The sequence below is a fragment of the Streptomyces sp. NPDC026538 genome (assembly GCF_055567535.1).
On the sequence record NZ_JBVHQG010000006.1, the window covers coordinates 550,404 to 573,855 of the forward strand.

Below are 23,452 nucleotides of genomic sequence, written 5' to 3' on the forward strand. Positions count from 1 at the left end.
AGCGGCGATCACCGAGACTTGAGGAACGTAGATGACCACCCGTCACACCGTGGCGCCCAAGGGTCAGGGCGGCCGGGGCGCGTACCGGACCATCGGCGAGGCGATACGCGCCGCCTCGCCCGGCGACCTGGTGGTGATCGCCCCCGGCACCTGGACCGAGAACCTGGTCCTGGACCGCGCGGTGGTGCTCACCGCGGAGCACGGCCGGGGCAGCGTCGTGATCGCGGCGCCGCCCGGGGATGCGCCCGCGGTGACCGTGGACGGCCCGGACTGCGCCCTGCACAACATCACCGTGTGGGGCTCCGACGCGGGCCGGCCCGCCGTGAGCGTGTCACCCGGGGCCGGGCTGGTCCTGGAGGAGTGCTCGGTGGAGGGCGGCCGGGTGCAGGCGAAGGGCCCGGACGACGAGGAGGGCGGTACCACGGCGGTCGTGCTGCGCCGCTGCCGTCTGGAGGGCGCCCGGCTGGCCGGCCTGCATCTGGCGGGGGGCGTCCGTGCGCGGGTGGAGGACACGGCGGTCACCGGCGTCGACGGCACCGGCGTGGTGCTGTCCGGCACCGCGAGCCTGGACGCCGTGCGGCTGCGGCTGGAGCGCACGACCGGGTCCGGGGTGCGGCTGCGCGGCCGGTCCCGGCTGCGGCTGACCGACTCGGTACTGGCGGGCAGCGGCCGGGCCGGACTGCTTCTCGAGGACGCCACCGAGGCCACCGCCGGGGAGTCACGCATCGAGACGCCCGGGGCGGCGGGGGTGCATCTGACCGGTTCGGCGCGTGCCGAGCTGACCGACTGCAAGATCCGCGGCGCGGCCGCCAGCGGGCTGGTGGTGCAGGAGACCGCGCGGCTCAGCGCGTCCGGCTGCTCGGTGGCCGACGCGGGCGCCAACGGGCTGCTGGTGACGGGAGCGGGCGAGGCGGACCTGGCGGACTGCCGGATCGATCGCAGCGCCTTCAGCGCGGTCCACCTGGCCGGTACGGCCGTGGGGCGGCTCGCCGACTGCCGGGTGCGCGGCGGCTCCGAGCACGGTGTGCACGCCACGGGTGAGGCCCGGATCGAGCTCACCGACTGCGGGATCATCGACGTCGCGATGACCGGGGTGAGCGTCCTGGAGCGGGCGGTGGCCACGCTCACCGGCTGCCGGGTCGCCGGGTCCGCCGCCGGCATCGGCATCGGCTCGCCCACCGGCAGCACGGTCGCCGACTCCACGGTGACCGGCACCAAGGAGATCGGCGTCCAGGTCGCCAAGGGTGCCGCCGCCTCCCTCGCCGGGATCCGGATCAGCGGCGCCGGGGCGGCCGGGCTGGTGGTCGACGAGGGTGCCGAGGCGACGGTGAACGGCGGCTGGGTCGAGGACTGCGCGGGCTCCGGTGCCGTCATCTGGACCGGCGCCAGGCCGGAGATGACCGGGCTGCACATCGACCGGCCGGGCAAGAACGGGGTGTTCCTCGCGGAGGGCGCGGGCGGCACCTTCACCGGGCTCGACGTCACCCGCGCCGGCTTCCCCGCGCTGCATGTCGCCGCGGGGGCCGATCCGGTGTTCCGGCACTGCCGGGTCCGTGACTGCGCCGAGGCGCTGGGCACCGACGAGGGCGCCAAGCCGGTCCTGGAGGACTGCACGGCCGACGGCACCCCGCTGACCTTCGGCACCCCGGCCGCGGCCCCGGCGCACGGCACTCCCGGGACGGCGCCTTCCCCCAGGACCGCGAAGTCCGCCGCCGACGACACGGAGGAGCCGGCGGAGGAGAACCTGGAGGACCTGCTCGGCGAACTCCACGAACTGGTCGGCCTGGACCGCGTCAAGCAGGACGTCGGCTCCCTGGTCAAGCTCATGCAGACGGTCCGCCGCCGCGAGGAGGCCGGGCTGCCGGCCCCGCCGCTCAGCCGCCACCTGGTGTTCGCCGGCAACCCCGGCACCGGCAAGACCACCGTCGCCCGCCTCTACGGCCGGCTCCTCAAGGCGCTCGGGCTGCTGCGCCGGGGTCATCTGATCGAGGTCGACCGTACGGCGCTGGTGGGCGAGTACGTCGGCCACACCGGTCCGAAGACCACCGCCGCCTTCAACCGGGCGCTGGGCGGGGTGCTCTTCATCGACGAGGCCTACTCGCTGGCCCCGGCGCTGGCCGGCAACGACTTCGGCACCGAGGCCGTGGCGACCCTGGTGAAGCTGATGGAGGACCACCGCGACGACGTCGTGGTCATCGCCGCCGGCTACCCCGGTGACATGCACCGCTTCATCGGCTCCAACCCGGGCCTCGCCTCCCGTTTCGGCCGCACTCTGCTCTTCGAGGACTACGAATCGGCCGAACTGGTCTCGATCGTCGAGTTCCAGGCCGGACAGCACCGCTACGAGCTGACGCCCACGGCCCGCACCGAACTCCGCGCCCTCTTCGAGGCCATGCCCCGGGGCGAGGGCTTCGGCAACGGCCGCTCGGCCCGGCAGATCTTCCAGGAGATGACCGAACGCCAGGCCCAGCGGGTGGCCGAGCTGACCGCACCGACCTCGGAGGAGCTGATCAGCCTGGAAGCCCACGACCTGCCCCATCCGGCCGCACACTGACGGCGCCGGCCCCTGGCCCGGCAGGCGTCAGAGCGTCGCCGCCCAGCCGTCCACGGTCGTGACGTCCGCCTGCTTGGGGAACACCTTCTCGGTGAGCACCCGGTGCACCTCCGGGTCGGAGTCGAGGCAGCCGTCGGACAGGACGGTGAGTTCGAAGTCGAGGTCGGCGGCCTGGCGAAGGGTGGACAGCACGACACCGCTGGTGGCGATGCCGGTGAGGACGAGGTGATCGATCTCGCCGGCCCGCAGCACCAGGTCGAGGTCGCTGCCGGCGAAGGCGCTGACGCGTCGCTTGGTGACGACGGTCTCGCCGGGTGCGGGCGCCACGTCGGGGTGCACCTGGGTGGCCGGGCCGTCACCGGCCAGGCCGGCCGCGCGGCTCGCCAGGGCGCCGAACGTCTTGTTGCGGGAGCTGATCTCCGGGTATCCGGGGCGGAAGCCGACGACCACGTAGATCACCGGGACCCCGCCGGCGCGGGCGGCGTCGATCGCCTCGGCGAGACGCGGCAGGTAGTCCTCGGCGTCGAACCGGTCGGTGACGACCTGCTGGACGTCCATGACGAGCAGAGCTTGCTTAGGCACCGTCGATGTTCCTTTCCCACGGCCCCGTTAGTCATCAAGCGATTACTTGGTAACCTAGCCCCACCCCAGGACCAAGTCAACGCACGATTACTTACCGGTGGGCCCCTCCTGGGCCACGGGACGTCCATGAGAGGAGCCGACGTGTCAGCGGACGAGGCACCCTCGCAGCCCGATCCGGCCGATCCGGCCGGCGGACGGCGGCGCAGGGACGCGGCGGCGACGCGCCGGGCGCTCCTCCTGGCCGCCCGCGCCCGGTTCACCCGGCTCGGGTACGACCGTACGACGCTGCGGGACGTCGCGGCGGACGCGGGGGTCAACCTGGCGCTCGTCAAGCGGTACTTCGGCTCCAAGGAGGGCCTGTTCAAGGCGGCGCTGGCGTCGACGCCCCGGTTCCTGGGCGGCCAGGAGGAGTTCCCGCACGGCCGGGACGCCCTGGCCGAGGCGCTCAGCCGTCAGCTGGCGGCCGGGGCGTGGGCGGAGTTCGGCGAACATCCGGTGCTGATGCTGTTGCGGGACTCCGGTGACGAGCAGGTGGCGGAGCTGCGCCGGCGGGCGCTGGAGGAGTTCGGCCGGCAGGTGCTCGAAGCGTCGGGTGCCGCATCGGCACCCGACGCCCTGCTGCGGGCGGAGCTGCTGGTCGCACTGGGGGTGGGCGTCGCGGTCGTACGCTCGGCCGTCGGCCTGCGGCCACTGGCCGAAGCGACCCCCGACGACCTCGTGGGCCCGCTCCGCGACATCGTGGCAGCCCTGTTCGGCAACCCGCCGAACTGACCTCCCGCCGCGGCCCGGTCACTCGGGCCAGGCGGAGCCCTTGATGACCTCGACGAAGTCGCCGCGCCGGAAGCCGGGGACGTAGTGGGCCAGTACGTCGGCCTTGACGTTGCCGAAGGTGGTGTCGGGGCGGTCCTGGATGCCCTCGGTGAAGGCGGCGAGGATCTGGTTCTTGAAGTCCGGGCGCGGGTGCGCCGCGACGACCGCCGCCCGCTGCTCGTCGCTTACCTCGTGATAGCCGATCCCCAGGACGTCCAGCTCGACTCCGCGGGTGACCAGGGCGATCTCAGGTGCCATGTGCAGCGGGATCTCCGGGGTGGTGTGCAGGGCGATGCTCGTCCAGACCCGGTCGGCGGGCTCGCCGGTGATGCCGTGGGCGTGCAGGAACGTGCGGGCCTCGTCGGCGCCGTCGATCTCGAACCGCTGGTCGGTGCGGCGCAGGCTCTTGGTCAGCCCGAGGTCGTGGAACATCGCCCCCACGTACAGCAACTCGGGGTCGAAGGAGAGTCCCAGGGCCCGGCCGCGCAGCGAGCCCCACAGGAAGACCCGCCGGGAGTGGTCGAACACCAGCGGTGTGGCGACGTCGCGCACCATCTCGGTGGCCTCCCGCACCAGGGCGGTGTCCGGGATACGTACGCCTGCGATCTCTTCGCTCATCGTTCTCAGCCTCCGTGTCGGATCGGTGGTGTGCCTCCAGGGTTCTCCGGGCGGCGTACCCTGGGCCATGTCTCTGCTGCCAGGAAAACCACGGATTCGGACATGACGCATCGGGTGGGCTTTGTGGTCTTCGACGGGGTGACCATGCTCGACGTCAGCGGTCCGTCGGAGGTGCTCCACCAGGCGGGCCGCCTCGCCGACCCCTATGAGCTGGTGCTGGTCTCACCGGAGGGCGGGACGGTCACCACGTCCGCCGGGCCGGCGCTCACCGGCACGGTCCCGGCGGCCGACGCCGGCCCCCTCGACACGCTCCTGGTCGCGGGCGGCGACCGGCTGGCCGAGCGGCCGATCGAGGAGGAACTGCTGGCCACGGCCCGCGAACTGATCGGGCGGGCGCACCGGGTCGCCTCGGTGTGCACCGGCGCGTTCGTGCTGGGCGAGCTGGGCCTGCTCGACGGCCGCCGTGCGACGACCCACTGGCGGCACGCGGCCACGTTCGCCCGCCGATACCCTCGGGTGCGGGTCGAGCCGGACGCCATCCACGTCCGCGACGGACGGTACGTCACGTCGGCGGGCATCAGCGCGGGCATCGACCTCGCCCTCGCCCTGGTGGAGGAAGACCACGGCGCCGGCGTGGCCCGGGACATCGCCCGCGAACTGGTCGTCTTCATGCAACGCCCGGGCGGGCAGTCCCAGTTCTCCACGGCCATCACCACCCCGCCGGCCCGCGGCGACCTCCTGCGCACGCTGGTCGCGTCCGTGCTCGCCGACCCGACCGCCGACCACAGCCTGCCCGCCCTGGCCGCGTCGGCCGCCGTCAGCGCCCGCCATCTCACCCGGCTGTTCCGCGCCGAGCTGGGCACCACACCCGCGCGCTGGGTCGAGCGGGTCCGTCTGGACCGTGCCCAGCAACTGCTCCTGGAAGGCCACAGCGTCACCTCGGCCGCGCTCCACAGCGGCCTGGGCACCGACGAGACCCTCCGCCGCGCCTTCGCCCGCCATCTGGGCACCACCCCGACCCACTACCGCAGCCGCTTCGCCACGACCGGCGGCGGCCGGGAGACGGACCTGCGGATCCCGAGCGGGTAGTCACAGTTGGATCGGCAGATGGCGGGGGCCGCGCAGCATGGCGTTCTGGCGGTAGGGAGGTGGGTCTTGGACCAGGCTTGCCGTGCCCAGCAGGGGGAGCAGCGCGCCGAGCGCGGTCTGGGCTTCGATGCGGGCGAGCGGTGCGCCGTAACACAGGTGGATGCCGTTGCCGAAGCCGAGGTGCTCGTTGTCCGGCCGGGTGGGGTCGAACCGGTCGGGATCGTCGAATCGCCGGGGGTCGCGGTTGCCCGAGGCCAGCACCAGGATGACGGAGGTGCCCCGGGCGAGCGTGGTGTCGCCGAGGGTGATGTCGGTGAGCGGGACGCGCTCGCGCATGTGGACCGGGGGTTCGTAGCGCAGGAGTTCCTCGACCGCTCGCGGCAGCAGGCCGGGGTCGCGGCGCAGGTGGTCCAGGTGCTCGGGCCGGCGCAGGAAGGTGAGCACCCCGTTGGCGATGAGGTTGACCGTCGTCTCGTGTCCGGCGATGAGCAACAGCACGGCGGTTTCCGCGAGTTCCTCCTGGGTGAGCCGCAACGCCGGGTCCGGCTCGTTGACGAAGGCGGAGAGCAGGTCGTCGCCCGGGGCGCCGCGGCGCCGTTCGGCGAGGTTCACGAGATACCCGCCCAGCTCGATCCGCGCCTGGTCGCCCGCCTCGCGCTTCCCCGCGGAGCCGTCCTCCTCCGGCTTGAGGTCGGCCGCCTCCACCAGCACGTCGGACCAGGCCCGGAAGAGCGGCTCGTCCTCGCGCGGCACGCCGAGCAGGCGGCAGATCACCGTGACGGGCAGCGGGTAGGCGAAGTCGTCGACGAGGTCGATCTGCCGGCCCGCCTCGAAGGGCTCCAGCAGTTCCCGGGTGATCCGGTCGATCTCGTCGCGCATGGCGTCGACGTGGCCCGGGCTGTGGGGTGGTCCGAAGGGCCGCATGGCCAGCGTGCGCAGCCTGTGGTGTTCCGGGTCGTCGAGCCGCAGGAACGGCGGCTTGTGCGTCACTTGGCCGCGGGTGCGGGGATCGACGCTCATCCGCGGGTCGTGGAGCAGGGCGGCGATGTCGCGGTAGCCGCCGACCAGGAAGCCGCCGTCCGTCTGCCGCACCGCGGGACCGGACTCCCGGAGCTCCGCGTACAGCGGGTAGGGGTCGGGACGGCTGGCGTAGTCGGTGATCCGTGTCAGCAGGGTCTCGGAGTCCATGGTGGCTCCTCGTGGTGGGAGTCGTGGACGGACACGGGTCAGCGCGTCGGCTGCACCACGGTCAGTCGGCGGTCGGGCAGATATCCGGTGAGCGCCACGGTGGGGCCGTGGGAGAGCACGGAGGGATCCGGTACGTCGGACGGGACCGGAACGTCGGCCGCGAGCGCCCGGTCCGCCGCGCCGGGCGGGGGCGGGAACGGGGCGGCCGTCTCGATCATGTGCCGGTAGTAGTCGAGCGACTTGGCCATGTCGACGGTGACCGCGGCGGTGACCCGCCCCTTGTAGCCGTAGACCATGGCCAGGCGGCGCGCCTCCAGCGAACCCTGGGCGATGACCACGTGGTCGGAGTAGGTCGGCACGCCCACCGACTTGATGTTCAGCCCGAACTGGTTCGACCAGAACGCCGGGATGGCCAGGTGGGGGCGTTGCAGCGGCCCCGGGTTGACCATGTTGTGGGCCGCCACCGCGGCCTGTTCGACCGCGTTGCCCCAGTGTTCCAGGGAGAGCATCTGGTAGCCGAACAGCGGGTGGGGGAAGCGGGAGACGTCCCCGGCCACGAAGACGTCGTCGGTGACGATCCCGTACATGGTGAAGGCGCGGCAGCCGGCGTCGCAGGCGATCCCGCGCGGGCCCGCCGCCAGCCCGGAATCGGCCAGCCACTCGACGTTGCGGACCGCGCCCAGCGCCACGACGCAGACGTCGGCGTCGACGCGGCTGCCGTCGGACAACTGCGCGCCGGTGAACGCGCCGTTGCCGTCCCCGTGCAGGGCGGTGACCGTCACCCCGGTGCGCAGGTCGACGCCGTGGTTGCGGTGCATGACGGCCGCGAGCTTCGACAGGGTGCCGCCGAGGGCGCCCACCAGCGGCGCGGGGCCGCGTTCGGCGACGGTGACCTCCAGTCCGCGTTCCCGGCAGGCGGAGGCGATCTCCGAGCCGGTGAAACCGGCGCCGATGACCAGCACCCGTTCCGGCCCGGCGGCCAGCCGCTCGGCCAGTCCCTCGCCGTCCTCGCGGGTGCGCAGGGTGAACACCCCGTCCAGGGCGGCTTCCTCGGCGTTGGGCCACGGGCGTGCGCGGGTGCCGGTGGCGATCAGCAGCCGGTCGTACGGGAGCGACTCGCCGTCCTCCAGCCGCACCTGTTTCGTGAGCAGGTCCACGCCGGACGCGCGTACCCCGAGCCGCCAGTCGGCGTCCGGATCGCGGCGCATCGGCAGGCCGGTGGTGTCCGCCGTCGCCTGCCCGAGCAGTACCTGTTTGGACAGCGGCGGCCGGTCGTAGGGCGGGTGGGGTTCGTCGCCGACCACGGTCACCGAGCCGGTGAAGCCCTCGTCGCGCAACCCCTCCGCGGCTCTCAGCCCCGCCAGTGACGCGCCGACGATGACTGCACGGCCGTCCTTGAGGTCACCGGGCACCGCCGCTCACCTCTTCCCCGAGGAGGATCGCCTGCACCGGGCACGCGGCCGCGGCCTGGCGCACCCGCTCCACCTGGTCGTCGGGGACGGCCGTGGCATACAGCAGCCCCTCGTCCCCGTGCAGCTCGAACACCCGCGGTGCGAGGAAGACGCACTGCGCATAGCCCTGGCAGCGTGTGAGGTCCACAACGGTCTGCATCCCACCACTTCCTCCGTTACCGCACCCCCCTCGTGCCCGCCCCTCGTCTCCAGCATGGAGCCAGACCGAGGCTCCCGCACGCCACACCGCCGGCAGCACCGGACGCATCGCTCACGACCAGGCGCGGAGCCTCATCGAGGCCTCATCGAGTGAGCCGCGGACGTGATCGGCTGCTTCCGGTGGATGCCATTCCGTTTCACCGCCCGAGAGGGGGTACTCGGGATGGTGCACGGTTTCCCATGGGGACTAGGACGGTGAACGATGATGTCCGGAGAGCAGAAGGCCAAGGGCAAGATGGAAGAGGCCGGCGGAAAGGCCAAGGAGACGGTCGGCCGGGCCGTGGGCAACGAGCGGATGGCGGCCGAAGGCCAGGCCAAGAAATCGAAGGGTGCGGCGCGTCAGGCCAAGGAGAAGACGAAGGACATCTTCAAGCACTGACAAGTCCGACGCCGAGCGGGATCCCGTTTCCGGGATCCCGCTCCTTCGTGCGCTGCCGGAGCACCCGGTGGCCGGCCCGCTCCCTGTCCCGGGAGCCGAGGAGATCATGGTCGTGCGACATCCCGCCGCCGAGCGCGCTGTCCGCGCCTCAGCCGACTCGGTGGTGCCGCCGGCACGGCGGAAACGCTCGACCGGGGCGCCGCGGGGTGGGTTCAGGCTCGGCGCTCGTCGCGCTCGTGGTCGTGCTGGAGGAGGAAGGCGAGCAGTTCGGCGACGGGGAGGCCGCCTTCCGCCGGGTGACGGAGACTGGTGTCCGGCTGGATGCGGTAGTTGTTGCTCCGGCCCTCGCGGGTGTGGGTCAGGTACCCCTCGGACTCCAGATCGGTGATGATCTTCTGGACCGCCCGCTCGGTGAGCCGGCAGCGCGCCGCGATGTCGCGGATGCGGGTGGAATGGTCCTCCGCGATGGCGACCAACACGCGGGCGTGATTGGTGAGAAACGTCCAACCGGGGTGTGGCTCTGGGACCTCAGCTACTTGCCGCATGCCTCCAGGCTAGACGTTTTGTTCACGCATTCAAAAGACTGAAACTCTTTTCCGGTATCTCTTGACGTGCAATCGGCCGGTGGGTGAGTCTTGTGGAGAGCTTGTGCCGTCGTGTGGAGGCAGCCATGCAGCAGCGGCGAATCCCGCACCCTGCCGGCGCCGTGGATGTGAAGGCAGCCGGAACCCTGGCGGTCGCGATGCCGTACGAACCCGAGGTGCGCACGTGGTCGTACGACGGCACCGTGACCGTCGTGATCCGCGGCGAGCTGGATATCGCCGGCGAGCAGGTGCTGAAGTGTGCGCTCGAGGACGCCGTGAGCCGGTGCCGCGACCACGTGGAACTGGACCTGGGCGGAGTCGAGTTCTGTGACTGCTCCGGGCTGAATGTGCTGCTGGCCGCGCGGCGACAGGCCGCCGGGCAGGGCAAGACCCTCAGCGTGCGGGCGGTGGACCCGGTTGTGAAGGATCTGTTGATCAAGACAGGAACGTGGCCGTTGTTTACGGGTCCCCGGGCGGCGAAGGACGCCCGGAGCGGGGAGACGGAGGACGCCCTGAGCGACGACGAGATCAAGGACGCCCTGGGTGAGGACGACCTTCTGGCCGAGGTTGCTCAGCTACGACGGGCCATGCGTACGCGGCCGGCCATCGACCAGGCCAGAGGCGTTCTGATGGCGACGTTCTCCCTCAACGCCGAGGACGCGTGGGCCGTGCTGGTCACGGTCTCCCAGAACACGAACACCAAGCTGCACCACATCGCCGAGGAGGTCCTGGCAGCCCTGCAGGGCGACTCACTGTCCGACGGCCTGCAGACCCACCTGGCCGCCGCCGTCAGCGCGCTCCGCGCCGGGGAGGGCAGCCCGTCCGGATGACAGGGCCGCGCGGGGCGGGCGACGGGATGCGACGGATGGAACCCGCGCGCATCCCTTCCCGCGCGGCGGTGACAGCGGCTCAGTCCTCACCCCGTACGACGTTCCAGTCGTCCCCCCGCCGAGGCCGACCCGAGTCGCCGTCGATCGTGGCACGCACCCAGGTGCGTATGCCCTTCCCGCGCAGGCGACGCGCCTTCGCCCAACCCGTTTCGGACACGCGCTCGCTGCCCGTCTTCATGGCTTCCATGGTCACGGCTTCTCATCTTCTCTCTGCCCCGGCCCGTTCCGGTCCGGTCGGTAGCCACTCTCCGTCATCTCCCCCGTGCCCTTCACCCCGGCCGAGTCCCCACCCGACACGGCCGGAAACGCTGGTCCAGACCGCGGGGCCGGTCGGCGCACGCAGAGGGGGCTGCTGTCCGCCGAGTGCGGACAACGAGGTCGCAGCCGACGGCGGCGAACCCGCGGAAACCCCTGACGGACCGTCACGCACGAACCGGCCGTCGTCGAGTGACGACCCGATCATGAGTCGGCGGTAGAGGATGGCGCCGGCCCACAGGTCCTGCACCAGTTCGGTGTCGAGGTCGGACGGAAGGTCCCCCCGCTTCATCCCCCGGATCGCCGCGGGTGCCGGGCTCATGGGCTCGGACGCCTGGCGCCACCGCGGCGCGGTCGCCCGGCACAGCGGCAGGGACCGGCGGGACAAGGACGCGGAGCCACCGGTGGACGACCCGTCCGTGGAGACCTTGATCCCCACGGCGATGCCGGCCCACCATCACTTCGGCGAGCCGCTGCCGACGCTGACGGGTACCGTCGGCGACAGCGCGCGGCAGCCGCTCCCCCACGCGGCGGTGACCGTCATGGACGGCAGAGGCCGGCAGTTGGTGCGCACCGCGACGAACGACCAGGGCACCTATGCCGTGGCGGGGCTGCCCGAGGGCCACCTCACCATCGTGGCCTCCTCCCCCAGCAGAGGGCCACAGGTCCAACGGCGGCTGCTGGAACCGGGTTCCGCGCTCCGCGCCGGCTTCCCCCTGGGCGACCGTACGGACGCGGCACCTTCGCTCCGGAGCCCAGGCGATTCCAGTACGGAGCAATGCGATAGGAAAGTGGCTGCCGTTGGACGAGAGGACGCGACGACGTGGACGTGTACGAGGCCGTGAACAGCCGCCGGGCCGTACGGGCGTTCAGCCCTGAGCCGGTACCCAAAGAGGTACTGGAACGGGTTCTGACCACGGCGACCCGAGCTCCGTCGAGCGGGAACCTGCAGCCGTGGCACGTATACGTCGTGACCGGCGCCCCCTTGGCCGAACTGAAGAGACGTGCGACGTCAAGGGCGCTGGCGGGGGACCCGGGTGACGAGCGGGAGTACCCGATGTACCCGGCCGAACTGGTCTCGCCGTACCTGGACCGTTTCTCCGCCGCGGCCGCCCAGCGGTACGAGGCACTGGGAATCGAGCGCGCGGACCCCGGCAGGCCCATGAAGATCGCCGCCCTCAACTCGGCGGCGTTCGGGGCTCCGGTCGTCCTGTTCTGCTACCTCGACCGGACGATGGGGCCCGGCCAGTGGGGGGATGCGGGGATGTACCTGCAGACGGTCATGCTCCTGCTGAGAGCGGAAGGACTGCACAGCTGCCCTCAGGTGATGTGGACGATGTATCGCAGGACCGTCGCCCAGGCAGTCGGGGCCGATGACGGACTCGTACTGTTCTGCGGTGTCTCGGTGGGCTTCGAGGAGGAAGGCGCACCACAACTGCGCACCGGACGGGCGGACATGACAGAAACAGTGAACTTCATCGGAATGTGACCACGCGACGGCCAAGAGGACGTGACGGCTGTTCGGGCCGAGGTTCCGGTAGCGGCCCGTGCCATCCCGGTACGCGGCGGTCCGCCTGTTCGCGGCCCGGTCGGCGTCCGTCAGGAGGTCTTCCCCCGGTTCCTAGTTCACCCGTACCGGCTCCCCCCGCCCCTCCCACGGCCTGGCCAGGACCAGCAGTGCCAGCGCTGCCACAGTGAGTGAGGTCAGCATGATGAGGGCCATCGGCCGGGAACCGTCCTCCCCGAAGATCCCCACCAGCGGTGCGGCCAGGGCTCCGAAGAGGAACTGGAGGCCGCCGAGGAGTGCGGATGCGGCACCGGGTGCCGTACGGCCGACCGCCTGGCCGATGCTCATGCCGCTCGGGAAGACCAGGCCGATGCCGCCCGCGGTCACGAAGAGCGTGACCCAGGTACCCGCGAGGGTCTCGCCCGCGGTCACCAGGAGCAGGACCTGGGCGAGTGCGCCCAGCAGGGCGATGCCGACCCCCGCCGAAAGCATGGTGTTCAGGCGTATGCCATGCCCGGCCAGGCGAGCGAAGGCCGCCCCGCCGGCCAGCATGGCGACGGCGTTGGTGGCGAAGATGAGGGAGTACGTCGTCGAGGAGACCCCGTGCAGGTCCTCGAAGACGAAGCTGGAGCCGCTGACATAGCTGAACAGCGCTGCCGAGACGAGGGCGACGACCAGGACGTAGCCCATGAACGTCCGGCCGGCGAGCAGCGCGCCCATGGCCCGGAAGGTGCCGGCGAGTCCGCCGTTGTGGCGTCGTTCGGGCGGCAGCGACTCGGGCACCGCCCGCACCACGGCGAGCAGGAGCAGCACCCCGAGGACGGCCAGCACGGCGAAGACGGTCCGCCAGGTGGAGACGGCCAGGACGGCCCCGCCGAGTACCGGCGCGGTGACCGGTGCCACGCCGATCACCTGCGACAACACCGCGAAGTAGCGCGGCAGTTCAGGTCCGTGGAAGCGGTCGGTGAGGACGGCCCTGGCCAGCACCATGCCCGCGGCGCCGGCCACGCCCTGGAGGAAGCGGGCGCCGGTCAGGAGGGCGATGTCCGGGGCGACGGCGCAGGCGACGGAGAACAGGACGAACCCGGCCGTCCCGGCCGTCAGCAGCCGGCGCCGGCCGAGCCCGTCGCTGAGCGGGCCGATGACCAGCTGGCCGACGACGAGTCCGGCGAGGAACGCGGTCATCGTGAGCTGCACGGCAGAGCTGCTCGCCCCGAGCGCCTCCCCCAGCGCGGGAAAGCCGGGGACGTACATGTCGGTCGCGAGCGGGGCGACGGCGGTCAGCGCGCCCAGCACGGCGATCAGGGCGGTGGCCGTACGAGTCGAAGGCGCAGGTCCGGTGGTGTCGGGGACGGCGTCGGAGCCGTTGCGCGAGGATGACGGAGCTACCATGGAAATAAAGGTAACCGATAGTTCACTAGCTAACAAATATCCAGAGTGAGAAGACGAACCGCATGCCCGATCCCGCCTCCCCCGCCCCCTCGACCGCGCCCTCGTCCAGCCCTTCCGCCGCCGACGTCGGTGCCCAGTGGTCCGCCCACAACCCCGACCTGGACACCTCCCCCATGGAACTGGTCGGCCTGCTCAAACACGCCACCGGCGTGCTCAACCGCGCCGTGGAACCCCTCTACGCGGGCGCCGCCCTCACCGCACCCGAGGTCGACATGCTGATCCCCCTCCGGCACGCGACCGCGCCGTTCATCGCCCGCAGCCTGGCCGAGCGGCTGGGGCTGTCCCGGGCGGGCGTCAGCAAGACCCTCGGCAAACTGGAGAAGCGCGGCTTCATCGCCCGTACCCCCAACCCCGCCGACCGGCGTGCCGCCCTGGTCACCATCACCGAGGCCGGCGCCAAGGCCGTCGACGACCTCTTTCCCCGGCAACTAGCCATCGAGATCGGCCTGTTGGCGGGTCTGGGAGAGGACCGCGAGCAGGTGACCAGGGCACTGCACCGGCTGGTGGAGGCCATGGAGTCGCAGGTGGGGCACCGCTGATCCCCGCCGGCGGGCGCGGCTGCGAGGCGCCTCCGTCGAAAACCGTGTCCACCGCCCGCCTCAGGCCGCGCTCGCCCCGTCCTCCGCGGCAGCGGCGGCCAGCACGGCCGTCAGCAGGCCGGGAAAACGCCGCTCCATCTCGTCGGCGCGGAGCGTGTTCAACTTCGCCGTCCCGACGTAGTACTGCCGGATCACGCCGGCCTCGCGCAGCACGTTGAAGTGGTGGGTCAGCGTCGAGAGCGACACCGGCGCCTCGAACGTCCCGCAGCTCAGGTCCTCGCCGGCGCGGGCGAGCTGCGCCACCACCAGGCGCCGTACCGGATCCACCAGCGCCTCCAGCACCTGCTGGAGCGAGACCTCCGACAGCTCGGGGTGCTCCACTGTGCGTGCGGCGGTACGGGGGCGGGCCACGGTGGCTCCTCGGGATGGCTTCGGGACGGTCACGTCATAGTACGACCGCCATCGAAACCACCGGCGGGCCCGAGATCATTCCTCGGAGCCCTGTGACACCGGCCCATCGGCCTTCAGGAGCCGGAATTCCGCCAGGTCGAAGCGGTGCCCGTTGACCTGGAGCTGCACTGCGTGGGCGCCCGGATAGTAGACGCGCGTGGTGATGGGGCGGAACGAGTGGCTTCGCGTCACGTCGGCCGACTCCCCGGGGGCCAGCTCGCGCTTGGCGAGCTTGAACACCTTCGGCGCCGGCTTCCCGTTCGCCTTCAGGTGGTGGACGACATAGTCGACGGCGAGGGACACCGCCTTGCCCGAGACATTGGTGATGCGCGCGGTGAAGACCAGATTTCCGCCCAGGGGGACCTCGGTCTCGTCCAGCAGCGGACCCACCACCTTCAGGTCCTCGCCGCCGCCGTGGAACCCGACCAGCTCCAGGGCGGCCGGGTCGCCCTTCTTGACGAGGGTGCGCATCGCGTGCCGGACCAGGGCGGAAGTAGTGGGCTCCGGCTTCCGCAGCCAGCGGGCGGCGGCCTCGGCGGCCAGTCCGGGGTCGAGTCGGGAGATGTCGTTGAGGTGGTTCGCCACCGAACGGCGCACGTCCTGCGAGGCGTCGGCGTACAGCCTGTCCAGCAGGGGCACCGTGACTCCGGGGTCGCGGTTGAGGGCCGGCACCTGCCGGGCCCAGGGGAGTTTGGGGCGGCTGCCCTCGCTCGCCAGCCGGCGCACGGCCGGGTCCGGGGAGTCGGTCCAGGTCAGGGCCGTGGCGAGAGTACGCTCCAGGTCCGCGTTGAGGAAGGTGCGGAGTGCGAACTCGCTGGTCAGGCGGGGCGTGAGCCGCGCCAGCAGGTCCAGCCCGTCGTCGAAGTGCCGGTCGGCGCCGGAGGTGGTGGCCGCGGCGGCCACGGCTTCGGTGACCGGCCAGATCATCCAGCCCGTCAGATCGGCACGGGCGAGGGTCCCTCGCACCGCCCGGGCCAGCTCCTCGTAGTCACGGCCGCAGTCGGCCAGGAGCGCGTCGGCCACCGTCCGGGCCCGCTCACTGAGGCCGAGCGGTCCGAGCAGTGCCGGGCTGTCCGCGACGGCTTTCCAGCCTGACGTAGGGGGGGCGGTCTCCTGGAGGATGACAGCCAGGCGACGGATGCTGTCGGGACTGATCAGCTCGTCCGCGGTGGGCATGCTTCCTCCACAAGGCGTTTCGCTGACCGGCGACGCGGAGCGCGCGGCGCCGACGGCGGAGCGGGTACGGCCTGACCGTGCGGCCGGGGCTGTCCGAAACCGTACATCTCCGTTGCCGCGGCCGGTCACGGTCGCTAGGGTCGGCCGGGTGACTGCCGGGTCGGCCTTGGGCCATGCACGAGTGAGGTTCCCGGCCTCGGCGTGAGCCCGAGGCGGGCCAGGGGCCCGCCCGTCCTCTCCGCGTCTTCGCTCCCGGCGCCCGTACCCCCCGTATGCGGCGCCCAGTCCGAGCAGATCCCGAGACCGGAGACTTCCTTGACCTCTGAACAGCCGCGCCCGCACGACCAGACGCACCCTCACGCACCCGAACCGCCGGCGGGCGCCGTCCAGCTGAACCACACCGCCGTATACGCAAGCGACCGCCACCGGTCCGCCGAGTTCCTCGCCACCGTCCTGGGACTGCGGGTCGGCGCCCCGCTGGGGCCGTTCCTGCCCGTCGACCTCGGCAACGGCGTGACGCTCGACTACTACGAGAAGCGGGACGAGCCGATCCAGTCCCAGCACTACGCCTTCCTCGTGCCCGAGGAGCGGTTCGACGGCATGATCGCCCGGCTGGAGGCGGACGGCGTCACCTACTACGCCGACCCCCACCACACCCGGCCCGGAGGCGTGAACGGCCTGTTCGGCGGCCGGGGCGCCTACTTCGAGGACCCGGACGGCCACAACATGGAGATCATGACCCGGCCGTACGTCCGTCCCTAGGGGGGCCTGTCTGACCATTTCCGTCGTCGCCCGGAGGGCGGCCTCACGGCGTCAGGTGCGTGCTCTGGGGGTCCCCCCCGGCCGGAGGCTGGGGGAGTGCCGGGCGTAGGCCCTCGTACCGGACGTACTCGGGTCTGCGCCCGGTGCGGCGAGTGGGGGCACCTCCCGCGCCCTTTAAGGCAGTGGGGGGAGCGTGCATGGCGTCGCGAGGCAGACAGGAACGGTCCGACAGGCCCTGGCGGAGCCGTGCGGGGTGTCCGTGCCGTCGTCGTCGCGTACGACGGCACGGACACCCCGCCCCCGGGCCCCGGGGCCGGTCGTCAGAGGTTGATCATGTGTCCGGCGAGACCGTGCAGGGCGTCCTGGACCGCCTCGCTCAGGGTGGGGTGGGCGTGGACGTTGCGGGCGAGTTCGGTCACCGTGAGGTCCCACTTCTGGGCCAGCGTCAGCTCGGGCAGCAGCTCGGTCACGTCCGGGCCGATCAGGTGGCCGCCGAGGAGTTCGCCGTAGCGGGCGTCGCTCACCAGCTTCACGAACCCGACCGTGTCGCCGAAGCCGTGGGCCTTGGCGTTGGCCATGAAGGGGAACTTCGCCACCCGCACGTCGAAACCCTCGGCGCGGGCCTCCGCCTCGGTCCAGCCGAAGCTGGCGATCTGCGGCTGGCAGAACGTGGCCCGCGGGATCATGCGGTAGTCCAGCTCCATGGTCTCCGCACCGGCGATGGCCTCGGCGGCGACGATGCCCATCGCCTCGGCGGTGTGCGCCAGCATCAGCTTCGCCGTGACGTCACCGATGGCGTAGATGTGCGGCTGGCTGGTCCGGCAGTACCCGTCGACGTCGATGGCCCCGCGCTCGGTGAGCCGTACCCCGGTGGCGGCCAGTCCGTAGCCGGCCGTGCGCGGCTGGAAGCCGGTGGCCTGCAGGACCTTCTCCGCTTCCAGGACCTGTTCCGTGTCGCCCTTCCGGACGGTCACGCGGACGTTATCCTCGGTCTCCTCGATGGCCTGCACGGCCGTCGAGGTGAGCACGCGGATGCCCTGCCGTTTGAAGCGCCGGGTGAGTTCGGCGGAGACCTCCTCGTCCTCCAGCGGTGCGATCCGGTCCAGGAACTCCACCAGCGTGACCTCGACGCCGTACGACCGCAGCAGATAGGCGAACTCGACGCCGATGGCGCCGGCACCCGCGATGACCAGGCTGGCGGGGAGGCTGTCGGAGAGGATCTGCTCCTCGTAGGTGACCACCCTCCGGCCCAGGCTCGTGCCCGGCAGCAGTTTCACGGTCGAGCCGGTCGCGATGATGCAGGAGCGGAAGGAGAGTGTCGTCTCGCCGTCCCGCATCCGCACCTGGAGGGTGTGGGGATCGAGGAAGGTGCCCTGTCCCTCGAACTGCTCGATCTTGTTCTTGCGCATCAGGAAGCCGACGCCCTTGACACGTCCGTCGGCCACCACCCGGCTGCGTTCGTAGGCGGCGCGGTAGTCCAGGTCCACCTCACCGCTGATCTTCACGCCGAACTTCTCCGCGTCGTGCAGGATCAGCTGGGCCACCTCTGCGTTGCGCAGCAGCGCCTTCGCCGGGATGCAGCCGATGTTCAGGCAGACACCGCCCCAGAACCGGCCCTCCACGATGGCGGTGCGCAGGCCCAGCTGGGCGGCCCGGATCGCGGCCACGTAGCCGCCCGGCCCGGCCCCCAGGACGACGACATCGAAGTCGGTTTGCATGGCTCCACCTCACCATTGGGTTGAGTCGGTCTGCTGACTTCACCGTCGCACGATCAGGCGGCGCCGTAGATGAGATCGAGAGGCCCGGACAGGGCGGCGCGAACCTTCCGGCTCGTCTCGTCGACCAGTACTTCGGGCTCGTCCCGGGCGATGGCGTCCATGGTCTGCGCCGCCACTTCGGCCGGGTCGATCTTCGGGCCGGCGATCTCCGTGGTGGCATCGGTCTCCACATAGCCGACGTGCACACCGACGACGAGTGTCCCCTGGTCCCGCAGGGCCAGTCGCAGCGCGTTGGTCAGCGACCACTGAGCGGACTTCGACGCCGCGTAGCTGGGGAACCGGCTGTTCGCCCGCCAGGAGGCCACGGACAGCATGTTCACCAGGGCTCCCCCGCCGTTGGCCGCGAGGACCGGTGCGAAGGCCCGGGAGACGGCCCAGGTGCCGAGATAGTTCACCTCCAGCTCCCGCCGTGCCCCGTCCAGGGAGCCGTGCTCCAGCAGGGGCGGCCCACCCTGGATGCCCGCGTTGTTGATCACGATGGTGGCGTCGGACGCCGTCCGCGCGGCGGCCTCGACCTGGTCGCCGTCGGTGACGTCGAGGCGCAGCGGTTCCAGTCCCGGCTCGGTGAAGTCCTCCGGCCGGCGGACGCCCGCGTACACCTTGGACGCGCCCCGGGCCAGCAGCGCACGCGAGAACGCCAGCCCGATCCCCCGGTTCGCTCCGGTCACCAACGCGACCGATCCCTCGATCTTCATGGTCGGACACCTCGTTCCGCCGCGGGAAACCCGTCATGCCCAGTCAAAGCGCAGTGGGCAGCGCTGTCCACGCGGCCCGTACGCGGTCGGTCGCCGGCAAGCCGATCCCACCCATCATGGACGGCATCGTCAGCTGAGTTTTCTCATGAGACTCGCTATCGTAAGGACATGAAACGGACGTCGTTCGCCAAGTGGCCGTGCTCCATCGCACGGACCGTCGATCTGCTGGGTGACCACTGGACGCCGCTGGTGGTGCGGGAAGCGTTCTACGGGATCCGTCGCTTCGACGAGTTCCAGCAGGAACTGGGCATCGCCCGCAACACGTTGACCGACCGGCTGCGTCATCTGGTCGACGAGCGGATCCTGGAGAAGCGGCTGTACGAGGCCGAACCGCCGCGCTACGACTACGTCCTCACGGAGAAGGGGCGGGACCTGTTCGCGGTGCTCGCCGCGATGTCCGCGTGGGGCGACCGCTGGCTGGCCGGGGAGCGAGGGGTCCCTGTGGTGTTCCATCACGACGCGTGCGACCACGACACCACGGCCGAGGTGGTCTGCGCCCAGTGCCGGGCCCCGCTGCGGGCCGAGGAGACCTCGATGCGGATGGGGCCCGGCTATCCCGAGCGGCTCAGGCAGCGGCCGGATGTCCGACGGCGGTTCGGCACCGACTGAGCACGTGCTCCCCCCTTGACAGGCAGAGTCTCATAAAGCAACTCTGGAGGTCAGACCCTTGACGGCGAGGAGGCCGACGACCTTGGAGTGGACGGGCGCACGCTACACGGACAAACCCACGGTCGAGGTGCGGACCTGGATCGACGCCCCACCGGCGAAGGTGTGGGCCCTGGTCAGCGACATCGAACTGATGCCGGACATGAGCGAGGAACTCCGGTCCGTCGCCTGGCTGGACGGTGCGGCCGGGCCGGCGGTGGGCGCCAGGTTCGTCGGCCGCAGCGAGCACGAGGCGTTCGGCAGGTGGGAGACCACGTCGCAGGTGATCGAGTGCGAACCGGAGTCGGTGCTCGCCTGGGCCGTGCAGGACCCCGCCGAACCCTCCGCGGTCTGGCGGTTCCGGCTGCGCTCCGAGAACGGGGGGACCGAGCTGTCGCAGTGGATGCAGCTGGGACCGGGTCGGTCGGGGCTGTCCGTGGCGATCGACCGGATGCCCGACAAGGAACAGAAGATCGTGTTCGTACGGTTGCGGGAGTTCGAGCGCAGCATCACCGCCACCCTCGCACAGATCAAGCAGCGGGCGGAGGCGTGATGCGGACGGCCACCACGATCGAGGCCTCGGGCGGCGAACACTGGTCCCAGCTGGGCGACTTCGTCGTCGAGGCGGAGAAGCTGGGCCTGGACATCTGCTGGGTGGCCGAGGCCTGGGGCTCCGACGCGCCCTCCGCGCTCGGCTACTACGCGGCGCTCACGGAGCGGATGCTGCTCGGCTCCGGTGTCATGCAGCTGGGCACCCGGACCCCGACAGCCGTGGCCCAGACGGCCATCACCCTCTCCAACCTGTCCGGCGGGCGCTTCCTGCTGGGCCTCGGCGCCTCCGGCCCGCAGGTGATCGAGGGACTGCACGGCGTGCCCTTCGCCCGGCCGCTGCGGCGCATGCGCGAGACGGTGGAGATCGTACGGCGGGTGCTCGACGGCGGCCGACTCGCCTACTCCGGCACCGAGTTCAACGTCCCGCTGCCCGGCGGCGAGGCCGTACCGATGCGGCTGTCGATGCGCGCCGAGCACGAGATCCCGGTCTACCTCGCCGCCCTGTCCCCGGCCATGCTGCGACTGACCGGTGAGGTCGCCGACGGCTGGCTGGGCACCAGCTTCGTGCCCGAGGGCGCGGCCGACGCGTATTTCGCCCACCTCGACGAGGGCCTGGCCCGCAGTGGTCGTAGCCGCGCGGACCTGGACGTCTGCCAGGGCGCCGAGGTCGCCTTCGCGCCCGACGAGGAGGCGCTCGGCGCGATGGTCGCCGGCCGCAAGAAGGAACTCGCCTTCAGCCTCGGCGGCATGGGGTCTGCGTCCACCAATTTCTACAACGGCGCCTACAGCCGCCAGGGCTGGTCCGAGGTCGCCGCCGAGGTGCACGAGCGCTGGCAGGCGGGTGACCGGGACGGCGCGGCCGCCCTGGTGACCGACGAGATGGTGCTGGGCACGACGCTGATCGGCACGGAGGCCATGGTGCGCGAGCGACTGGCCGTCTGGCGTGACGCCGGCGTGGACACGGTCCGCCTCTATCCGGCCGGGGAGAACCTGGAGGACCGGCTCACCACCCTGGGCAGGGCGATCGAGCTGGTCCACGAGGTCGGCGGGGCCGCCTGAGCCGACGGTGTCATGCGGCGTCGGCCCGGGGCCCGACGGCATACCGGCCGCCGTCCGGTTGCCGGGCCGCCGTCGGGCGCCCGAGGCCCGCTGCCCCACCCGGATCGAGCAGAACTTCACCGTCGCCGCCGCCAAGGACGCCCCTGCACGGCGGGTGACCCATCCTCACCCCACCGTCGGAGGTCCTCACACCGAGGGCCTCCGACTGTTGCGTCCGGGTTTTTGACTGCATTCCCAGAGCCCCTCGCCCGATATACCGCGCGCATTCCGGGATTCTAAGGAAAACGACAGGAAATTCGCGCCCCCGCCGAGCTGGGCCGATGAGACGATCTCGCAGCCTGCAATCTTAGATCTCGTGCCGCCTCCGTTGACGGTCTCTCACCCCGATGCGACGCTCACGGCGCACCCGCACAGCAATGAGTTCTCATTTCCGGTCCCGCGAGACCGACCGCCCGCTCGACCCGCACTTTCCCGCCATATACCACCGGGTCGAATCCGTCCGGTCAATTCATTCCAGCCGGAGGAGAGATATGTGACGCCGCCCATGGAAAACCGGACGGAGAACCGGCGGATCGCCCTCGTGGCGCCGGACCTGACCTCGATCAGCGAGAACGCCGACGCCCAGGGCACGGAGGCGACCGTCCCGGCCAAGATCGCCGCCCTCCCCCGCTCACTGCGCGGCTGACCCACCGCCGTACCCCCACCGTTGAAGGAGTTCGTCTTGGTAACCAGGCGCACGCTCATCGCCGGCTCCGCCCGCATCGGCACCGTGGCCGCACTCGGCGGCACCGCCGTCGCGGTCGCCTCTCCCGGCCCGACGGACCCGGTCTCCGGGGCCGGACACATCATCGGCGCCACCGCGATCACCAAGGTCTACGGCGTCGGCCAGAAACTCGTGGCGGTGGCGGTCGAGTACGACCGTCCCATCGCCGGCTCCTCCCTCTCGGCCTCGGCGTTCGCGGTCACCGACCGAACGGTCACGAAGGTCTACGCCAACACCTCCGCCGCGCTCGCCGAGCGGGGCAGGGACGGCCGTCACGTCATCGTGGAGCTCTCCCCCGACGACAGGGCGGCCCTGCTGTGGGGCAAGGACGCGGTCGGCGCGTCGAGCAGCCCGGCCCCGGCGCCCAGCGGGTCGGGCGGCCCGGGCGCCGGCGGTCCGACGGCCGGCGACACCACCCCCGGCGGACCGATCGTCCCGGCGAAGGCCGTCGTCACCCAGACCGGTACGGTCACCACGACCCACGGCAGGTCCTACGCGCCGAGCGGCACGGCCGTGGCCACGAGCGCGGTGGTGAACCCGATCGTCGACGACTTCGAGCAGTTCACCTTCGACGACCCGGAGACCGGGAGGTCGCTGAAGTACAACCTCTGCACGCCCAAGGGCTACGACCCGCGCCGGAAGTACCCGTTGGTGCTGTTCATGCACGACGCCAGTGTCGTCGACGTCGACACCGTCGGCCCGCTGGTCCAGGGGCTCGGCGCGGTGTGCTGGGCGAGCCCCGAGGACCAGGCCCGGCACGAGTCGTTCGTGCTCGCGCCCGAGTACGGCGAGGTCGTCATCGACGACACCTACCAGCCGACCTCGCTCTTCGAGACCACCGTGCATCTCGTCGAGGCGGTGTCGGAGCAGTACAGCATCGACACGAAGCGGCGGTACACCACCGGGCAGTCGATGGGCGCGATGCTGTCGCTCGGGCTGAACATCCGGTACCCGGACCTGTTCGCGGCCGCGTACATCGTCGCCGGGCAGTGGCCGGACAGCCAGGCCGCGCCACTGGCGGGGAAGAAGCTGTGGATCGTCGTCTCACAGGACGACGACAAGGCCTTCCCCGGCGAGAACGCCATCACCTCGGTCATCCGGGCGGAGGGGACCCGGGTCGGCACGGCCGTGTGGGACGCGGGGTCCAGCGCCGCGCAGTTCGCGGCGGACGTACGCAATCTGGAGAAGCAGCGGACACCGGTGAACTACGCCAGCTTCCTGACCGGCACGGTCACCGGCACCACCGGCGCCACGAGCGCGCACATGGGCACCTGGCAGATCGCCTACTCCATCCCCGGAATCCGTGACTGGATCATGAAGCAGTCCCTGTGACCCGACGGAACCGGGTGCCCGCCGGCATACGGCCGACGGGCACCTCGGTGTCTCCCGCGCCTG

The 23,452-nt window shown here is 71.5% G+C and carries 26 protein-coding genes; 14 read left to right on the forward strand and 12 right to left on the reverse strand.

Features of this window, described 5'->3' with window-relative positions:
• The first annotated feature begins 31 nt into the window (after positions 1-31).
• Positions 32-2,554, forward strand: a complete 2,523-nt coding sequence (locus tag ACZ4N4_RS26095) for a right-handed parallel beta-helix repeat-containing protein (protein WP_467592613.1) — start codon at positions 32-34, stop codon at positions 2,552-2,554.
• Between the two features lie 27 nt (positions 2,555-2,581).
• On the opposite strand, the gene ACZ4N4_RS26100 is transcribed toward ACZ4N4_RS26095, so the two are convergent.
• Entirely contained in the window at positions 2,582-3,136 is a 555-nt protein-coding gene (locus ACZ4N4_RS26100; protein ID WP_467592615.1) for a cysteine hydrolase family protein, read from the reverse strand.
• A 141-nt stretch (positions 3,137-3,277) separates the two neighbouring features.
• Between ACZ4N4_RS26100 and ACZ4N4_RS26105 the strand changes: the two genes are divergently transcribed.
• The gene (locus ACZ4N4_RS26105; RefSeq protein WP_467592617.1) at positions 3,278-3,907 is read left to right on the forward strand and encodes a TetR/AcrR family transcriptional regulator; all 630 of its coding nucleotides are present in this window, start codon (positions 3,278-3,280) and stop codon (positions 3,905-3,907) included.
• An 18-nt stretch (positions 3,908-3,925) separates the two neighbouring features.
• Here ACZ4N4_RS26105 and ACZ4N4_RS26110 read toward each other — a convergent pair whose 3' ends face one another.
• Complete coding sequence (locus ACZ4N4_RS26110) at positions 3,926-4,564, reverse strand: HD domain-containing protein (protein WP_453578232.1); 639 nt, start codon at positions 4,562-4,564, stop codon at positions 3,926-3,928.
• Positions 4,565-4,666: 102 nt separating this feature from the next.
• Between ACZ4N4_RS26110 and ACZ4N4_RS26115 the strand changes: the two genes are divergently transcribed.
• Complete coding sequence (locus ACZ4N4_RS26115; RefSeq protein WP_467592619.1) at positions 4,667-5,653, forward strand: GlxA family transcriptional regulator; 987 nt, start codon at positions 4,667-4,669, stop codon at positions 5,651-5,653.
• Here the strand turns inward: ACZ4N4_RS26115 and ACZ4N4_RS26120 are convergent, their stop codons facing one another.
• Genes ACZ4N4_RS26120 through ACZ4N4_RS26130 form a run of 3 tightly spaced genes read right to left on the reverse strand, consistent with a single transcriptional unit; the run spans position 5,654 to position 8,452 of the window.
• Complete coding sequence (locus ACZ4N4_RS26120; protein WP_467592621.1) at positions 5,654-6,841, reverse strand: cytochrome P450; 1,188 nt, start codon at positions 6,839-6,841, stop codon at positions 5,654-5,656.
• Positions 6,842-6,879: 38 nt separating this feature from the next.
• Positions 6,880-8,253: an NAD(P)/FAD-dependent oxidoreductase gene (locus tag ACZ4N4_RS26125; protein WP_467592623.1), complete on the reverse strand. Its 1,374-nt coding sequence runs from the start codon at positions 8,251-8,253 to the stop codon at positions 6,880-6,882.
• The gene (locus ACZ4N4_RS26130; RefSeq protein ID WP_450757136.1) at positions 8,243-8,452 is read right to left on the reverse strand and encodes a ferredoxin; all 210 of its coding nucleotides are present in this window, start codon (positions 8,450-8,452) and stop codon (positions 8,243-8,245) included. Before ACZ4N4_RS26130 ends, ACZ4N4_RS26125 begins: the two co-directional genes overlap by 11 nt.
• A gap of 264 nt (positions 8,453-8,716) precedes the next feature.
• On the opposite strand from ACZ4N4_RS26130, the gene ACZ4N4_RS26135 reads away from it, so the two are divergent.
• Positions 8,717-8,890: a CsbD family protein gene (locus ACZ4N4_RS26135; RefSeq protein WP_467592625.1), complete on the forward strand. Its 174-nt coding sequence runs from the start codon at positions 8,717-8,719 to the stop codon at positions 8,888-8,890.
• A 212-nt stretch (positions 8,891-9,102) separates the two neighbouring features.
• On the opposite strand, the gene ACZ4N4_RS26140 is transcribed toward ACZ4N4_RS26135, so the two are convergent.
• The gene (locus tag ACZ4N4_RS26140; protein WP_467592627.1) at positions 9,103-9,435 is read right to left on the reverse strand and encodes a helix-turn-helix transcriptional regulator; all 333 of its coding nucleotides are present in this window, start codon (positions 9,433-9,435) and stop codon (positions 9,103-9,105) included.
• A gap of 125 nt (positions 9,436-9,560) precedes the next feature.
• Between ACZ4N4_RS26140 and ACZ4N4_RS26145 the strand changes: the two genes are divergently transcribed.
• On the forward strand, positions 9,561-10,304 hold the full coding sequence (locus ACZ4N4_RS26145; RefSeq protein WP_467592629.1) for an ANTAR domain-containing protein: 744 nt from the start codon (positions 9,561-9,563) through the stop codon (positions 10,302-10,304).
• Between the two features lie 79 nt (positions 10,305-10,383).
• On the opposite strand, the gene ACZ4N4_RS26150 is transcribed toward ACZ4N4_RS26145, so the two are convergent.
• The gene (locus tag ACZ4N4_RS26150) at positions 10,384-10,557 is read right to left on the reverse strand and encodes a hypothetical protein (RefSeq protein ID WP_453578283.1); all 174 of its coding nucleotides are present in this window, start codon (positions 10,555-10,557) and stop codon (positions 10,384-10,386) included.
• 382 nt (positions 10,558-10,939) lie between these two features.
• Between ACZ4N4_RS26150 and ACZ4N4_RS26155 the strand changes: the two genes are divergently transcribed.
• A complete protein-coding gene (locus tag ACZ4N4_RS26155; protein WP_467592631.1) occupies positions 10,940-11,464 on the forward strand; it encodes a carboxypeptidase-like regulatory domain-containing protein in 525 nt (174 codons plus the stop codon).
• Positions 11,443-12,108 (forward strand): nitroreductase, encoded by a 666-nt coding sequence (locus tag ACZ4N4_RS26160; protein ID WP_467592633.1) that lies wholly within the window; start codon positions 11,443-11,445, stop codon positions 12,106-12,108. The genes ACZ4N4_RS26155 and ACZ4N4_RS26160 overlap by 22 nt, the downstream gene beginning before the upstream one ends.
• Before the next feature lie 132 nt (positions 12,109-12,240).
• On the opposite strand, the gene ACZ4N4_RS26165 is transcribed toward ACZ4N4_RS26160, so the two are convergent.
• Positions 12,241-13,518, reverse strand: coding sequence for a multidrug effflux MFS transporter (locus ACZ4N4_RS26165; RefSeq protein ID WP_467592637.1), 1,278 nt, complete (start codon positions 13,516-13,518; stop codon positions 12,241-12,243).
• Positions 13,519-13,580: 62 nt separating this feature from the next.
• Here ACZ4N4_RS26165 and ACZ4N4_RS26170 point away from each other — a divergent pair, with 62 nt between their 5' ends.
• A complete protein-coding gene (locus tag ACZ4N4_RS26170) occupies positions 13,581-14,117 on the forward strand; it encodes a MarR family winged helix-turn-helix transcriptional regulator (RefSeq protein WP_467592639.1) in 537 nt (178 codons plus the stop codon).
• A 60-nt stretch (positions 14,118-14,177) separates the two neighbouring features.
• On the opposite strand, the gene ACZ4N4_RS26175 is transcribed toward ACZ4N4_RS26170, so the two are convergent.
• Complete coding sequence (locus ACZ4N4_RS26175; RefSeq protein WP_453578204.1) at positions 14,178-14,528, reverse strand: ArsR/SmtB family transcription factor; 351 nt, start codon at positions 14,526-14,528, stop codon at positions 14,178-14,180.
• Positions 14,529-14,603: 75 nt separating this feature from the next.
• Positions 14,604-15,743, reverse strand: coding sequence for a DNA alkylation repair protein (locus tag ACZ4N4_RS26180; RefSeq protein ID WP_467592642.1), 1,140 nt, complete (start codon positions 15,741-15,743; stop codon positions 14,604-14,606).
• Positions 15,744-16,058: 315 nt separating this feature from the next.
• Here ACZ4N4_RS26180 and ACZ4N4_RS26185 point away from each other — a divergent pair, with 315 nt between their 5' ends.
• On the forward strand, positions 16,059-16,505 hold the full coding sequence (locus ACZ4N4_RS26185; RefSeq protein WP_453578199.1) for a VOC family protein: 447 nt from the start codon (positions 16,059-16,061) through the stop codon (positions 16,503-16,505).
• Between the two features lie 320 nt (positions 16,506-16,825).
• Here ACZ4N4_RS26185 and lpdA read toward each other — a convergent pair whose 3' ends face one another.
• Positions 16,826-18,223, reverse strand: a complete 1,398-nt coding sequence (lpdA, locus tag ACZ4N4_RS26190) for a dihydrolipoyl dehydrogenase (protein WP_467592644.1) — start codon at positions 18,221-18,223, stop codon at positions 16,826-16,828.
• A 53-nt stretch (positions 18,224-18,276) separates the two neighbouring features.
• On the reverse strand, positions 18,277-18,978 hold the full coding sequence (locus tag ACZ4N4_RS26195; protein WP_453578194.1) for an SDR family oxidoreductase: 702 nt from the start codon (positions 18,976-18,978) through the stop codon (positions 18,277-18,279).
• A gap of 168 nt (positions 18,979-19,146) precedes the next feature.
• Here ACZ4N4_RS26195 and ACZ4N4_RS26200 point away from each other — a divergent pair, with 168 nt between their 5' ends.
• The 5 genes from ACZ4N4_RS26200 (at position 19,147) to ACZ4N4_RS26220 (ending at position 23,389) form a co-directional block, all read left to right on the forward strand.
• On the forward strand, positions 19,147-19,647 hold the full coding sequence (locus ACZ4N4_RS26200; RefSeq protein WP_450757113.1) for a winged helix-turn-helix transcriptional regulator: 501 nt from the start codon (positions 19,147-19,149) through the stop codon (positions 19,645-19,647).
• Positions 19,648-19,729: 82 nt separating this feature from the next.
• Complete coding sequence (locus ACZ4N4_RS26205; protein WP_453578190.1) at positions 19,730-20,236, forward strand: SRPBCC family protein; 507 nt, start codon at positions 19,730-19,732, stop codon at positions 20,234-20,236.
• Positions 20,236-21,294 (forward strand): LLM class flavin-dependent oxidoreductase, encoded by a 1,059-nt coding sequence (locus ACZ4N4_RS26210; RefSeq protein WP_453578187.1) that lies wholly within the window; start codon positions 20,236-20,238, stop codon positions 21,292-21,294. Before ACZ4N4_RS26205 ends, ACZ4N4_RS26210 begins: the two co-directional genes overlap by 1 nt.
• A 544-nt stretch (positions 21,295-21,838) precedes the next feature.
• Positions 21,839-21,979 carry a hypothetical protein gene (locus ACZ4N4_RS26215; RefSeq protein WP_467592656.1) on the forward strand — a complete coding sequence of 47 codons (141 nt, stop codon included), beginning with the start codon at positions 21,839-21,841 and terminating at the stop codon, positions 21,977-21,979.
• A 36-nt stretch (positions 21,980-22,015) separates the two neighbouring features.
• Positions 22,016-23,389 (forward strand): alpha/beta hydrolase-fold protein, encoded by a 1,374-nt coding sequence (locus ACZ4N4_RS26220; RefSeq protein ID WP_467592660.1) that lies wholly within the window; start codon positions 22,016-22,018, stop codon positions 23,387-23,389.
• Positions 23,390-23,452: the final 63 nt, after the last annotated feature.